Here is a 14,544-nt window from a genome sequence, read left to right as displayed (position 1 = left end):
ATTAATTTAACAATAATATTGCTTTAAAAATGAGGCAGTTAAAAATGAACGGCATATTTGATCGGTGAATGACACCGGGATTGTCTTATAAAATGTCATGATAAAGCCACTATCCGGAACGGTAAAAGTTGCTCACTATTGAATTGTCAGATAAAAAAAACCGGACCCTAAGGCCCGGTTTCTAATTCATATAAGAATTAATTTGGGGGAGCAGACGCTAAAAAATTATTTTCCTGCTTGTCCTGGTACCCGATGCAGTCGTAATCTCTACGATAAGCATCTGTTCCTGCAATTGCAATCCGGTTATAGCTGTTGTTGCAGCGTTGATATCATCGGCACTGTATAAAAGCCTTCCGCGGGTATCATACACGGAAACCGACTTCATATCTACATTGCCGGAGCTGATATTGATGGCATTGCCCTGCTTGTAGACAAGGATCTTGTTGCTTTCAGCTACAGGGTTGGCTGTACCAAGGGTTTCGGCATACACGATGTCAAAACGCCCTGTTATGGTACCGGCCTCTGTAGTAAATTCATAAGGGCTCTCCGTAAGGTTGTGTGTTGCGCCGCCTAAGAAGTTATCCTTTACGAAAATGTCCTGTCCTTCCGTAAATACGCCATCCACATGGTCTAGCAATAGGGTGTAGGTACCTGCATTGGTAATTTTATATTCTACCGGCACTACATCCAAAGCATCAAATGCCGGCCTTGCCTGGATACCCAGTTGCGATCCTTCGGCAAGAGAGTAAACCGCTACTTCGCCATCGGTAAGCGCCCTTCCGTCCCAGCCATAATCAAGGCCAGTCGTAGTGTTTTCGGTGTAAGCTACAGCCATCTGGCTAAATTCGCCCTGAAGGCCGTTAAGGTTCAGCCAAAGTCGCGATATTGACGCATCCTGTGCACTCCTGAAGAACTGCCCATTGTTCACGCCCCTACGCATCGCATTGGTGAAAGCGATAGTGCTTGTTTTAGCCTGAACGATGAAGCCCTGGGCTGTATTGATCACCCACTGGCTGCTTTGGTTAGGATTGCTGAACACGCCGTTGCTGGTATCCCCGCCCAATGCGCTGTTACTTATGTAAGCCGCGAGTGTAAGCGATGCATAGCTCGAAGCTGTGGCATCATTTTTCTTCCTCCAGAAGTATATGGAGGTATCGGTTCCCAGGTTATTCGCATTTGCCGCATAGAAATCGGCAATATTTATAGACGACGGATAAGGGTTACCTACAGCATTATAGCCTCTTACCCCGCCTCCGGATGGAGTAACCGCAACGTTTATGTTACCATTGTGCGGTACGCCGGTAAAGGTACCTGTCCATATTGTGCCCGGAGTGCCGGCATTTACAAAAGGCGTATGGTCGTTGGCCACACGGATGAGGTAGCCTACACCGTTATCAAATGGTGTGCTTCCCGGTACGGTGGCATAGGCGTCGCTCACAGGATTGTAGTGGTAAAAACGGTTAGGCAGCGTCATAGGAGAAAACTGTTCAAGCGTAGGCCCTGCCACCGGCGATGACCACATCGTGTAATCAAGTCTGTATATAGGCGAGCTGTTCTTTATAACGCTGATGTTCCCGGTATTGCTTACATTTTGTACCTGTACCAGGTTCGCATTATTTTGTACCGTAAATGTTCCTCCGTTTACGGTTACCGCGCCGTTTACCGTCATGTTGAATCCTGATGGCACAACAACATTAGCGCCGGTATTTACAACCACCGTACAGGCAGACATATCTGCAGTAAGGGTATAATCCGAATTGAATATTACTGCCGTGGTTGCTGTCGGCACGCCGTTGCTCCAGGTACCATCCCATGTGGTAGAGCTTACCTTGATCTCGATCGCATTAGAATATACTATCGGGCACGAGCCATTTTGTACCACGGCCCTTATATACCTTGTCGAGGTCAGGTTGCTGCCTATCTGTGCACCGGTTAATGTTGCCGATGTACTCGCAATAAACGCCGGGTTGGTAAATGCGGTTGATGTAGAACGTTCCCAACGAACGATCGTTCCGTTGTACCCTGTCAGCGTTACATTGGCAGGTGTGGTATTGGCACATATCTCCTGGCTGCTGCTAAGTGTACCGGCCACAGGAGCTGTAGTAACCGTCACATTGGCCGTATCAGTTGAAGCAATACCATTGGCATCCCTCACGGTCAGGGTATATGTTGTGGTTCCTGCAGATGCCGTAGGAGGTGTAGCCGTTGCGCCTGTTCCGAGGCCGCCCGACCATGTATAGCTGTAAGGCGTGGTGCCGCCGGAAACATCAGCTGAAAGCGTAACCGCATCGCCCTGGCAAAATGCGCCTTCACCCGTAATATCCACCACAACTGCAGAAGAATTGATGCCTGTAAAAGAAGAGGTCTGGCCTGCTGTAAGCGTTGCATTGGCGGCAGTTAATGTACCGCCAGAGAACAGGCTGTACTTGATCCACGGGTTACTGCTTACGTTAAAGGTGCCATTAAGCTGGGCTGCTGCGATATTGTTTTCAGAACCCACGATATCCTCAGGGGTATAATTAGCTGTAACTGTCGCAACCGCATTGGTTATTCCGGTCTGTGTCACGTTCCAATAATGCGTGAGGTAGTTTGTAAGGCTATTATTATTCGGATGTTTTGCATCCCTCATATTTACGCTTACATAGGCGCCGCTGAAAGTTCCTGATGTTATGTTTACGGCTATTGGCGAATATACTTTGGTGTCAATACCCTCTCCCACAGGGAAGAAGTAAGATCCCGTTCCGGTATACGGCCTTCTCACCACACCATTCCCATCAGATTCAATCATGCTTGTAGAAGAGAAAGTCCCTGCGACAGCGTTTGTACCAAGGGTAAGGTTGTTGTCGATGATATTCAGCCTTCCGGAAGTTAGTGTCAGTGTCCCGGCTACTGTGATGTTTGTAGCTAACGACACATCGGCTGCGGTATTGTTTATCGTAAGGTTATTGAATACAGGATTTACAGTACCTAATATCCTTTGGCCTTCTTCTTCAATACCTGTCATTGCGATGGTTTTTCCGGTAAAATCTACAGTATTGTTGATAGTGAGGTCGCCATTTATATTTAGAGTTGTCGGGAAAACAGCACCTGTACCGCTTATTACGAGGTTGTGGTACGAGGACTGGGCACCGTTTGGCGTAACCACAGTCTGGTTGGTTCCGGTGTAACGGAATGTACTGTGTATCGCGCCTGTTATAAAGGTACCTGTTTTCGTAAATGTACCTGCAAGGCGAATATCGGCATTTGTAAGCGCCCTGAGCGTAGTCCCTGAATTTACGGTAAGGTTATTAAAGGTTGTAACACCTGCAATGGTAGCATCGGCAGCATTGCTGTTATTGTCAAACACCACGGTACCTGTAGATGGGTTGAAAGTACCTTTGTTGATCCATGCACCGCTTGTGCCCTTTACGGTAAAAGTTGAGGCGGCAGGCGCATTCAGTATCCCACCCAACTCAATAGACATCGTGGCTACTTCCGACCCGTCGTTGTAAGTAGGGACGTTAGGTGTTGTCGCAGCATCCGGTATTATTACGTTTGTCGCAAACGAAGGGCTTCCTGTAGGTGTCCAGTTAGCCGCTGTTGTCCATGAGTTACTTACCGAACCATTCCACACCAGTGTAGCGGCCTGCGAATTGGCAAAACCAAGCTGGTATGTGCCAAATGTTGATCCGAAGAAAGCCACATTAACATTCGATAGCTCAACAAAATTATTAATAGTACTGTAGTTGGTACGGCTTTGCTCTATAGCGCTTCCTGCCCCAATTGGCACAACATAGTCTACCAGCCTGCTCTCGGTGTTTCCGTTAAGCTCGGTATCAAGGTAATGCGACGTAATGATCGCCTTAGTGCCCGTACCACCGGTCTGGATGAATTCATACCTTCTTGACACTGCATCTGTTTTGTTCGTAGGTGTTACTCCGAGTTCTATTTTAAGGCTCATCGATGTTGGCAGCGTTCCTACAGGAGGGAAAAGTATTGAGGTATATCGGTACCCGAAGTTGTATAGTTTATTCGCTATAATGCCTGTGTTGTGTGTAACAATACCGCTTACCTCCCCAATACCGGAAGTAGTAGCATCGGGTCCTAAAAACAGCGTATTGCTGCCTGTTGACAAGCTTCCGAGCGTAGCCGATGGATTGGCGTTAGGCAATGATAGTATTCCGTTGATGGTGGCGTTGCCAATAGTCACGACCGCACCCGCAGCATTGCTGATGGTAACGTTGTTATACGTGCCCGGCACAAGCGTTTGCTGAGCCGATCCGTTTAGTGTAACAGTACCGGTACCGCCCCATGTCTTGCCTGTTGGCAGTGGCGTAGACGAGGTGTTTTGTGTAGTAATGATACCATTGTTAACGATTGTTGTAAGTGCTCCCGAAAGTGCATTGGTACCCATATTCAGCGTTTGCAGCTCGTTTACGGTAAGTGTGCCTGCCACACCAAATGTGTTTCCGGCGGTTACAGTATTGGCATTGGTCGTAGCTATCGTAAGGTTGTTCAGCAGGTTGGTCGTGCCTGCGGTGGTCTGGTCAAAGCTCAGGGTCGGGCTTACCAAACCGTTCACTACCAGGCTACCTGAAGCGCTGCCGCGAAGGCCGCCTGCTGTGGTGTTGGTTACCGTGCCGCTTAGCGTAAGGGTATTTGCCCCTATTGCCAGGTAGCTGTTATTTAAGAACGCAATATCGCCATTTACTGTAGTGGCACCTGACAGCATAGCATTACCGGCAACTGTAAAGGTTTCGGCCGTACCGCTTAATGATGCGAATGTTGAGGTTGGGTTTCCTACCACAACGATATCATCAATCGCGATCTCATCGTATGCTGTGCCCGATACTGCCGCGCCGCTCCAGCGGATAAAGCCGTAGTTGTTTGAAGCAACAGTGATAGGAATTGTTACTACTTTGTAATAAGCTTTCCATCCTGGTGTGGCATCAGGCGCAGCGGTTGTGGTAAAGTTTACCGATGGCAGCGCGGTATACGTTCCGGTTGCCGTTGTAGAATAACTTAAGTTCAGGCTGTTAGAGCCCGCCTCATCGTTATAGACGTATATTTTGTAGCCCACACTTACCGATGTAATGGTAGATGCGGTCTGGTTCTGGAACTTTAGCGTGATGGTTCCCGGCGAGAATTCTCCTGCTGCCGGCTGTACACCCAGCGCATAGTTGCCCGGCAATACCTGAAAGGCATAAAGGCCCGCATCGACTTCACCGCCGTCCGACTGGCCGCTATCGTAGGTTGTATCTTCAGGGCTGTCGCCGCCGAAAGCTATATCACCTATGCTAAAGCCGGAGATAGCAATCCCGTTGGAGTTTAGTTCACCCTGCTCCGGGATAGGGCTTAACCCGCCACCGTTAAAAGTATTGTTATTCACACCTTCCACAGAGCTGTCGAAAGTGATCGTATTGATGGTATTCAATGCAGTAATTTGAAGGCCGGCAGGCGCATTTAGCGTTGCACGGCTGCCTGTTAACGGCGATGTTGTGCGGTAATTTTCAGTACCGCCAGAGCCATTAAAGTCGAATATCGAAACGTAATAGGTAGTTGTTGGCGAAAGCTCTGTAACGGTGACGGAGTTCGATGTACCATTGTATACTACGTAGTTACCTCCGCCAAGGTCGCTTCCTGAAGCAAATACTGTTGAAGCGGTATAAGAAACACCATCAACCGGCAGGGCGTTCACTGCGGAGCCTGAACGCATAACAACAAGCCTGTTGGTGCCGTTGCCCGGCGTCCATCCGGTAGTGAAAGAAATGGATGTGACGTTACTGAAAGCTATCGAAGAAGCCGATGTGGTAGGCTCGGTAGATAGTACGACTGCCGAAACAGCAACGAATTTGGATACACCACCTGCAGTAGACAGCGTGATGTTGCCGCTGTATACGCCTGGCGTAGTGTTCTTGGCCCTTACGTAAACGGTTGTTGTTGCTGCGGGGATCGTAGTGATCTGTGCTGCATAGCCGGACCCGCTGTTAAGTGAAACCTCAAAATTTGCAGGAGCCGATGCGGTGATGCTTCCCGTAAGGTTGGTACCTGTTGTCGTGAAGCTTTGTGCGGCCGATGCTGTACCCGTTATCGTAGTAAAGCTTGGCAACACGTTTGTAGACGGTGAAATAGTAGGTACATTCAACTGGTCTATTGTAAATGTCACAGAATTGGATATTGCTGTACCGGTCTGAACAGTGATCGCTGCCGTTCCTGCCGTAGCAATATCGGTAGCAAGGATAGCTGCTGTGAGCTGGCCGGTAGAGGAATTGTAAGTTGTTGTCCTGTTGCTGCCGTTCCACCTCACTACGGATGCCGCGGTAAAGTTGCTGCCGCCAACCACAAGGTTAAACGCACCTGTCCCCGCAATTCGTGATGGGGGCGAAAGCGTTGTGATGAATGGTGTCGCTACCGTAACTTTTATATTGTCGAAAAACGAAGTCTGGTTACGCTTAGTGCCACCGTTCCAGTACGCGCCTATAAGCGGAAGGGCGGTACCCGCAGAAGTGGTGTTGGTTACGGTTCCCTGGGATGTAAGGCTGCCTGCCGCAGGATCCTGGAACACGCTGCCGTCGTTGCGCACAAACATTTCCCAAACACCTGTAGCCGGGTTGAAGGTTATCCTTACGCTGAGGTACTGGTTGCCAAAATCGCCAAGTCCCGCCGTAGTTGATGTAAGCAGGTCAGAAGATGTCCTAATACCGGCAGTGTAACGGATAAGCCTAAGGCGGTCGGTCTTTCCGGACTGGCCGAGTATAACGGCATAGCCCGATCCGGTGGTTGCCGTGGTATTCGATGTACCTGCAAGGATAAACGCATTCGCATAATAACCGGAAGCCGTACCGGATGGGTTCGACCTGATCTGGCGCATGTTGAATGTCCATGTCACCAGCCCGGGGTTAGAGGATAGCGTTGTGTTGTACGGCGATGCCAGGGCACCCGAAGTGTAGGCAAGCGCCCATCCCGAAACGTTGGAAGATCCGGTCGCGTCATTCGTAAGGGCAAGATACCCCGAATTGATGCGCGCTCCAAAGTCGCTACCGCTGCGCAGCAACGACCATGTAGTACTTGTGCCAATAGCTCCATTAACCGTACTATAGGTGGTACCTGCAGACGTGTTAAAATCGGAACTGAAAACTGTGGTAGTTTGTGCCGATAGTCTGGTCGGTACAATACAGGTTATCGCCAGTACTAACAGGGCGATAAAATTGAGTAATTTTCGATTCATAAATTGTTTTGATAAGTGAGGGCAAATAAATACAAATTGTTAAAGGATTCTTAAAACTTTCCATTGATATTATTTATGGTACAATAGATAGCTAAAAAATTATTATATTTTATCATTTTATCATAAAATCTCAAAATTATCAATAGGTGGCTTTATTATTAATTTATCCAAGGCTTTTCGTTGAACGGTAAAATTAACTGACAAAATGCATGACCTTTTAAACTACATGTTACAGACCACTTAATCAAAACAGACCAAAGAAAATTCTGATTAAATGCGATATTCGCAATATTTATTCGTTAAATAGATAATAATTCAGTCTTTCGGCTCAAAATACCATCAATAATTAAACAAAGTTAAAGTTTAATTAAGCGGCTTTTTTTTTGTTCCTTCTAACTCCGACGTATTACCAATAAATCCGATGAAAGAATATTCTTTAACAAAACTTTAAACAGCAAAGTGTTTTGGACTGTAGGAGTTGACTTTATAATATTGGAAAAAAAGATATAAAAGAGGAATTGGAATATTCTAAGCGTTATAATCATATTTTAAATATTCACGCAGGTGTTAACCTAATTAAATATAATTATTTGCTATTAGAAATAGTTCAGCCCACTATATGGGTGATGGCATCTGGAAACAGTAGTAAACATGGCATATTTCCGAAAGAAACTATATGGTATTTTGATCCATGCCTTTTACGCCATAATTTTTATGGCAAATTATCTGCAAGAGAATTGCAACTAGTTATGCAGCCAGTGCAGCAGCAAAACAGTAGGGATAAAATAAATGACAATGGTACGGGCGCCGTCATAATCTTTGGCCATGCGCTGCCCTAAAAGCAGGAACAGCAGCGTTACAGCCGACAATATCCCGGCAACAATAGGGAACTGGTCGCCTTCATTCACCAGTATCTCAATGATCCCGATTACTGCAAACGCACCCGAAAGAACCTCAAGCGCCAGGATAAGGAACAGCGCTTGCGGCACCATATTTCTGATGGGAGTTTGCGAAAAGTGGCCTTTCAGCCATTCGAGGTTGCCTTTCCAGTCGGTTACTTTATCGTAGCCGGATTGTATGAAGGTTATGGCCAAAAAAGCGAGTATGATAATAATGGCGGGCTGTGGTATCATAAGTCTATTTTTTATGGATTAGACGGGTGAGTTTTATCGAAAGGTCGGTCAGTATGATTTTTGCATTACCGTTGCGCTCTATGTGGTACAGCGCATCGCTCAGCTCCTTGAAAATATCGTTGATATTATTGCCATTCACGAACGGGGCAAAATTCTCAAGCTTAAATTTTTCAACTGTAGGCTCCATGAAAACCAGTTCTTTTGCATTGTAGTTCATCAGCAGCGCCTGGCGGAACATATCAATGCAGAAATTCAGGAACTGCTTCTGCGCCTCGCGTCCGATGCCGGCTATGGCTTCACTCCAGGCTATCAGGTCCTGTATGGCGGCAGCGTTCCCTTTGGCCCGGAAAGCGGCGCGTACCCACTGCACGAACCATTCCTCGAACGGCATCCCGTCGTCGGTCTTGTTAAGCAAATGTAGCGCTTTATTATAATTTCCCTGAGCCTGGTGCGCTATTTTTGTAGCTGTATTCTGCGGGATATTGAGTTTGTTCGCAAGGTTGTTGGATATCGCATTTTCGCTCAGCGGCCCAAAATGCAGTACCTGGCAGCGGGAGAGTATGGTTTGCAGCAGGTCGTCCTCGCTTTCGGCGATTAAGAGGAAAACTGTTTTTTGCGGCGGCTCTTCCAGCAGCTTGAGGAGTTTGTTGGCCGTGGCGGTGTTCATTTTGTCGGCCATCCAGATGATCATCACTTTATACCCGCCCTCATAGGCTTTTAGCGAAAGCGACTTTACGATTTCGGTGGCCTCGTCAACGCCTATCTGGCCCTGCTTGTTTTGTATATCGATTTTCTTGTACCAGTCGAAAAGGCTGCCGTAGGGCGTTTCGTGTATAAACTCCCGCCATGCTTTCAGGAAGTTGGCGCTCACGGGGTGGCTTTTCACGTCGCTATTCGTGGCTACCGGAAAAACGAAATGCAGGTCGGGGTGCGAAAAGTTCTCGAATTTCAGGTTGCAGGCAGCGTTGCCCCCACTGTTCTCGCCGGCTTCATTGCTGCAAAGGATGTACTGCGCATAAGCAATAGCCATAGGCAAAGTACCCGAGCCTTCCGGCCCGATGAACAACTGTGCATGGGGAATACGCCCCTGCGACGCGCTCTTGGTCAAATGGCTTTTGATGTGGCCCTGGCCGATGATCTCTGAAAAAAGCATAGGGCAAATATAGGGAAAAATAGTTGCTTAGGGGCTGAGGTGCTAAGGAGCTGAGATTGGGTTCGGGGTTCGGGGTTTTTGAGTTTTGGGTTAGAATTGCTGTTATCAATATATGAGTTCCGGATAGCAACTCCGGAGGAATTATACATTGTATCCCGGAGTAACGCCCGGTATGACAAGCGTAGGGAAAGCCCTGAAAGAGCTTAATGTACTTTTTTTTTATTTCGTAAAAGAAGCCATTTCATTACAAAATACTTCTGTTTTATGTTATTTAACACTTAGCTAAACCTTTGTAATTCATATATTTACAACAAATTTACAAATCTTTGTGAACATTTTTTTGGCAATTTATTAACAGAAACGCCTATATTTGCCTTTCCTCAAAAAGACATCAACTTAAAAACACAACTGAATGAAAACTCTCGGAGATATTGATTTTAAAGATAAAAAGGCTGTAATAAGGGTAGATTTCAATGTACCGCTCGACGAAAACTTCAACGTTACCGACGATACAAGGATTGAAGCCGCAAAGCCAACTATCGATAAGATCCTTAAAGACGGGGGCAGTGCAATACTAATGTCGCACCTGGGCAGGCCGAAAGGCAAAGAGGATAAATATTCCTTAAGGCATATTGTAGCTAAAACCACAGAAATACTGGGTGTCCCTGTAAAATTCGTAGACGATTGCATCGGCGAAAAAGCAGAGCAGGCTGCTAAAGATTTGAAGCCGGGCGAAGTGCTGATGCTGGAGAACCTTCGTTTTTACAAAGAAGAGGAAGCCGGCGATGAAGGCTTCGCAAAAAAACTGGCAGGACTTGGCGATGTGTATGTGAACGACGCTTTTGGCACCGCACATCGTGCGCACGCTTCTACAACGATAATAGCAAATTATTTCCCTGAAAATAAAGTATTTGGCACACTGCTTGCCAAGGAGATCGAAAGCCTTGACAAAGTATTGAAAAATAGCGAGAAGCCGGTAACGGCTGTTTTGGGAGGATCGAAAGTTTCGTCTAAGATAACGGTTATCGAGAACATCCTTGACAAGGTAGATCACCTTATCATTGGCGGTGGTATGACTTTTACCTTCATCAAGGCACAGGGCGGCAAGATTGGCGACTCCATTTGCGAGGATGATAAGCAGGAACTTGCCCTTGAGATCCTGGCGAAAGCAAAAGAGAAAAACGTACAGATACACCTTCCGGTAGATGTTATTGCTGCCGATGGGTTTAAGAATGACGCCAACACGAAAGTGGTTGATGTAAACGAAATTCCGGACGGATGGCAGGGGCTTGATGCCGGGCCGAAGTCGCTGGAGAATTTCAAAAAAGTAATACTGGAGTCCAAAACCATATTATGGAACGGGCCACTGGGTGTTTTCGAGATGGAAAACTTTGCCAAAGGCACGATCGAGCTGGGCAATTTTATAGCAGAAGCTACCGAAAAAGGCGCATTCTCGCTTGTAGGCGGGGGCGACTCGGTTGCTGCGGTAAAGCAATTCGGCCTTGAGCCGAAAATGAGCTACGTTTCCACAGGCGGCGGTGCCATGCTGGAAATGCTTGAAGGAAAAACACTTCCCGGCATTGCTGCCATCCAGGGCTAGTGTGTTAAAATATACAATAGAATACAACTTTCAAAGTTATAGCTTACAAGCTTGCTTGTAAATGCTTATAATTTAACAGGTTAAAAAATTAAATTATGATTAAAAAAAGAACATTGCCATTTGTGTTCGCGCTCTTTTCCTTTGCGGGGTTTGCCCAGGAAAGCGCCGATGCAGGCATCACTTTTAAGACTGAAACGAAATTATCCTACTTAGATTCCATAAAATCTACCTTTACCCACCATGCCGAAATGGCCTGCATCGACAGCCTTTGGTTGAAAGAGCTTGCCAGTGCCGACCTATTTGAGGACATGCAGCAGGACCTGAAAAACATCAATCCTGATGTTGAGGTGGACTATGCCCTTGATACCGAACTTTTAAAGAAAAGGCTTGCCACGCTCGATGCTAAGTCGCCTTTCAATATCGAGTACAGCAAAGGCCTGGAAAACATCATAAAGTCATACCTGAAGAACAGGCCGCGTTCCTACGAGCGCCTTATGGCCATATCGGAATTTTATTTCCCTATGTTCGAGGAGCACCTTGCCAAGTACAACGTGCCTATCGAGATAAAATACCTTGCCGTTATTGAGTCGGCTTTAAACCCGAGAGCAAAATCAAGGGTAGGGGCTACCGGCCTTTGGCAGTTCATGTACCCTACCGGAAAGCAGTACAACCTTGAAGTGAACTCGTATGTTGACGAACGCAGCGACCCATTGAAAGCTACCGAAGCAGCATGCCAGTACCTGTCGAGCCTTTATAATATTTTTGGCGACTGGGACCTTGTGCTTGCATCTTACAATGCCGGGCCGGGCAACGTTACCAAAGCGATACGCCGCTCAGGCACATACCACAACTACTGGAACATCAGGAAAAACCTGCCGCAGGAAACACAGGCCTATGTGCCTACCTTCCTTGCCACAATGTATATTTACGAATATGCCAAAGAGCACGGCATAAAAGCAAAGAAAGCGCCGCTTACTTATTTTGAGACCGACACGATCATGGTGAAACGCCAGATGTCGTTCAAACAGATATCGAAATTGCTTGATATCCCTGTAAGCCAACTGCAGTTCCTGAACCCGATCTATAAATTAGACGTTGTTCCGTTCACTGCTGAGAAAGCGCACTTCATCAGGCTTCCTAAAGATAAGGCTGCCATCTTTGCTTCCAATGAGGCGGGAGTGTATGCCTATATAGATTATGAGGAAAGCCTTCGCGAAAAGCCATTCTTCCTGAAATCGGAAACGGCAATTGCATCGAACGATTCTGTGAGGCCAACATACAAAAAGAAAAAATCTACGTCCACTTCAATAAAGTCATACGTTGTAAAACGCGGCGACAACCTTGGCGCTATCGCTGATAAATATGGCGTTTCGGTTGCCGAACTCAGAAAGTGGAACAAGATAAAAGGCAATAACATCCAGGCAGGGCAGAAGCTTAAGATCGAAAAAACGATTATTGTTAGCGTTCCTGTGAAAGAAGAGGCTATTGCCGCTAAAGAAACAAAAGAGACGAAAGACAGCATTGCTAAAACCGCTGTTGCTGAAAAAACCGCTGAAGTTGCTGAAGAACCTGCAACTACAGAAGTTGCCGTTGAAACCAAAACCGCAGTTGCCGTAAAAGAGCCTGCAAAAAGGGTGAGGGACAACAGCTATGAAGACCAGCGCATGTATATCGTGCAAAAAGGCGACTCATTGTTCAGCATTGCTAAGAAGCACCCGGGCGTTACTGTAGAGAACCTTAAGAACTGGAACAAGATTCAGGGCGAAAGCATCCAGCCGGGCATGAAGCTTAAAGTGGTTGAGGCTGCTAACTAAACTACAACATACCACAAAAATGAAACAATGGGTTTGTTTTATTTTTATTCTTTTTATTGCCTGCAAGAGCGACCGGGAAACTGATGAAAGCGCTTCTGCAGGCAATATCAATGAAATATCTATTGTGATAAGCGATGTTCTGTGGAATGGCGAGGTAGGCGACAGCCTGCGCAAAAGGCTTGCCGCACCCATAGACGGCCTTAGCCAGGAAGAGCCTATATTCACCCTTACCCAGTACAATGGCGCTGCTTTTGAAGGCGACCTTACCAGGCGGCGTAACATCATTGTTATTGAGAACTCCGGCAAAAAGGATTTCAGGTACAAGCAGGACAGCAAGTGCGCTCCCCAGAATGTATTCACGATAACAGGCAGGACGATAGACGATCTGCTTGAGGTTATCGATATGCATTCCGAAGAGATTATCACCACAATAAAGAATACAGAGATTGCAGAGAACCAAAAGCGCAACGAAAAGGCAGGGCTTTTGGATGAAAAAGACATTGCATCACGGTATGGAATTTCAATCAAAGTCCCCAAATCTTATAGCCTGCCTGTAAAGGGGGATAAGTTCGTTTGGTTCAAGAAGGACATACCCAGCGGGAATACCAATATTTTGCTTTATACCGTTCCGGATAATGTGATCGAGAAGAACAAGGACATGCTCAATAACATCATAAAGATGCGCGATTCTGTTGGCAGCCTATACATCCACGGTACCGAAGCGGATACGTACATGATCACCGAGGAAGCCTATTCGCCTTCCTTTTTTATGACCGGCTTTAACAACAAAAGCGCCTTTGAGACACGAGGCAACTGGGAAATGAAAGGCGATTTCATGAATGGCCCCTTCCTCAATTATGCTATAAGGGACGATAAGCACAATTGCTACCTTATTGTCGAAGGTTTTATTTATAGCCCGTCTTCACCTAAAAGGGACCTTATCATGGAACTGGAATCCATAATCAGGTCGATAAAATTCTTATGAACCCACAATTCAAAATAAAGCGATTTAACGAGCTTTCGCTGGACGAACTATACCAAGTACTGCAATTGCGCAGCGAAGTGTTTGTGGTGGAGCAAAACTGCGTCTACCAGGATATCGATGGCAAAGACGCCAAAGCGTTACACCTGTTAGGTACATTTGACAATAAAATTGTTGCCTATACCCGCCTTTTTGCGCCGGGATATTATTTTGAAAATGCCTCTATAGGCAGGGTGGTTATCAGCCCAAAATTCCGCGATCGTAAATGGGGCCACGGCCTTATGAAAGCTTCCATTGACGGAATAAGGGAACATTTTAGTACCGGCAATATCACAATATCAGCACAGCTATACCTCAAAAAATTCTACGAAAGCCATGGTTTTGTTCAGGATGGCGAACAGTACCTGGAAGATGATATCCCGCATATACGGATGCATGCGGCCATTTCAGATTTCTAAACTATTTCAGAATGTAGATTTCAGATTTCAGATTGAGCTACACTCATGCGTTAAAAACCTATGCTTAATTCCTAAAAGGGATATTGTGTCATTTCGACCGAAGCGCAGCGGAGTGGAGAAATCTCAAAACAGATATTTTTGAACATACAATTTTCGGTCTGAGTGAAGCTCAATCTGAAATCTACCCTCTGAAATCT

7 protein-coding genes are annotated in these 14,544 nt (G+C 46.4%); 4 read left to right on the top strand and 3 right to left on the bottom strand.

Annotated elements, in window-relative coordinates:
* Positions 1-217 precede the first annotated feature (217 nt).
* The 3 genes from HYN59_RS04425 to HYN59_RS04415 form a co-directional block, all read right to left on the bottom strand.
* Positions 218-7,207 (bottom strand): T9SS sorting signal type C domain-containing protein, encoded by a 6,990-nt coding sequence (locus HYN59_RS04425; protein ID WP_108777112.1) that lies wholly within the window; start codon positions 7,205-7,207, stop codon positions 218-220.
* A 743-nt stretch (positions 7,208-7,950) separates the two neighbouring features.
* Complete coding sequence (locus tag HYN59_RS04420; protein WP_181369545.1) at positions 7,951-8,337, bottom strand: DoxX family protein; 387 nt, start codon at positions 8,335-8,337, stop codon at positions 7,951-7,953.
* 7 nt (positions 8,338-8,344) lie between these two features.
* A complete protein-coding gene (locus tag HYN59_RS04415) occupies positions 8,345-9,493 on the bottom strand; it encodes a DNA polymerase III subunit (protein WP_108777110.1) in 1,149 nt (382 codons plus the stop codon).
* Positions 9,494-9,905: 412 nt separating this feature from the next.
* Here HYN59_RS04415 and HYN59_RS04410 point away from each other — a divergent pair, with 412 nt between their 5' ends.
* From HYN59_RS04410 to HYN59_RS04395, 4 genes are all read left to right on the top strand, one after another.
* A complete protein-coding gene (locus HYN59_RS04410) occupies positions 9,906-11,093 on the top strand; it encodes a phosphoglycerate kinase (protein WP_108777109.1) in 1,188 nt (395 codons plus the stop codon).
* A 95-nt stretch (positions 11,094-11,188) separates the two neighbouring features.
* Complete coding sequence (locus HYN59_RS04405) at positions 11,189-12,907, top strand: lytic transglycosylase domain-containing protein (RefSeq protein ID WP_108777108.1); 1,719 nt, start codon at positions 11,189-11,191, stop codon at positions 12,905-12,907.
* Between the two features lie 19 nt (positions 12,908-12,926).
* Positions 12,927-13,892 carry a DUF4837 family protein gene (locus HYN59_RS04400; RefSeq protein WP_108777107.1) on the top strand — a complete coding sequence of 322 codons (966 nt, stop codon included), beginning with the start codon at positions 12,927-12,929 and terminating at the stop codon, positions 13,890-13,892.
* A complete protein-coding gene (locus HYN59_RS04395; protein WP_108777106.1) occupies positions 13,889-14,347 on the top strand; it encodes a GNAT family N-acetyltransferase in 459 nt (152 codons plus the stop codon). Before HYN59_RS04400 ends, HYN59_RS04395 begins: the two co-directional genes overlap by 4 nt.
* Positions 14,348-14,544: the final 197 nt, after the last annotated feature.

The sequence above is a fragment of the Flavobacterium album genome (genome assembly GCF_003096035.1).
Taxonomy (GTDB): domain Bacteria; phylum Bacteroidota; class Bacteroidia; order Flavobacteriales; family Flavobacteriaceae; genus Flavobacterium; species Flavobacterium album.
The sequence above is the reverse complement of the archived record's forward strand: the minus strand, read 5'-3'. Positions and strand labels throughout refer to the sequence as shown.

Bases quoted from the DNA above. Each gene is read 5' to 3' on its own strand.
- HYN59_RS04425 (WP_108777112.1), bottom strand. From the start codon at position 7,207: ATGAATCGAAAATTACTCAATTTTATCGCCCTGTTAGTACTGGCGATA.
- HYN59_RS04415 (WP_108777110.1), bottom strand. From the start codon at position 9,493: ATGCTTTTTTCAGAGATCATCGGCCAGGGCCACATCAAAAGCCATTTG.
- HYN59_RS04410 (WP_108777109.1), top strand. From the start codon at position 9,906: ATGAAAACTCTCGGAGATATTGATTTTAAAGATAAAAAGGCTGTAATA.
- HYN59_RS04405 (WP_108777108.1), top strand. From the start codon at position 11,189: ATGATTAAAAAAAGAACATTGCCATTTGTGTTCGCGCTCTTTTCCTTT.
- HYN59_RS04400 (WP_108777107.1), top strand. From the start codon at position 12,927: ATGAAACAATGGGTTTGTTTTATTTTTATTCTTTTTATTGCCTGCAAG.
- HYN59_RS04395 (WP_108777106.1), top strand. From the start codon at position 13,889: ATGAACCCACAATTCAAAATAAAGCGATTTAACGAGCTTTCGCTGGAC.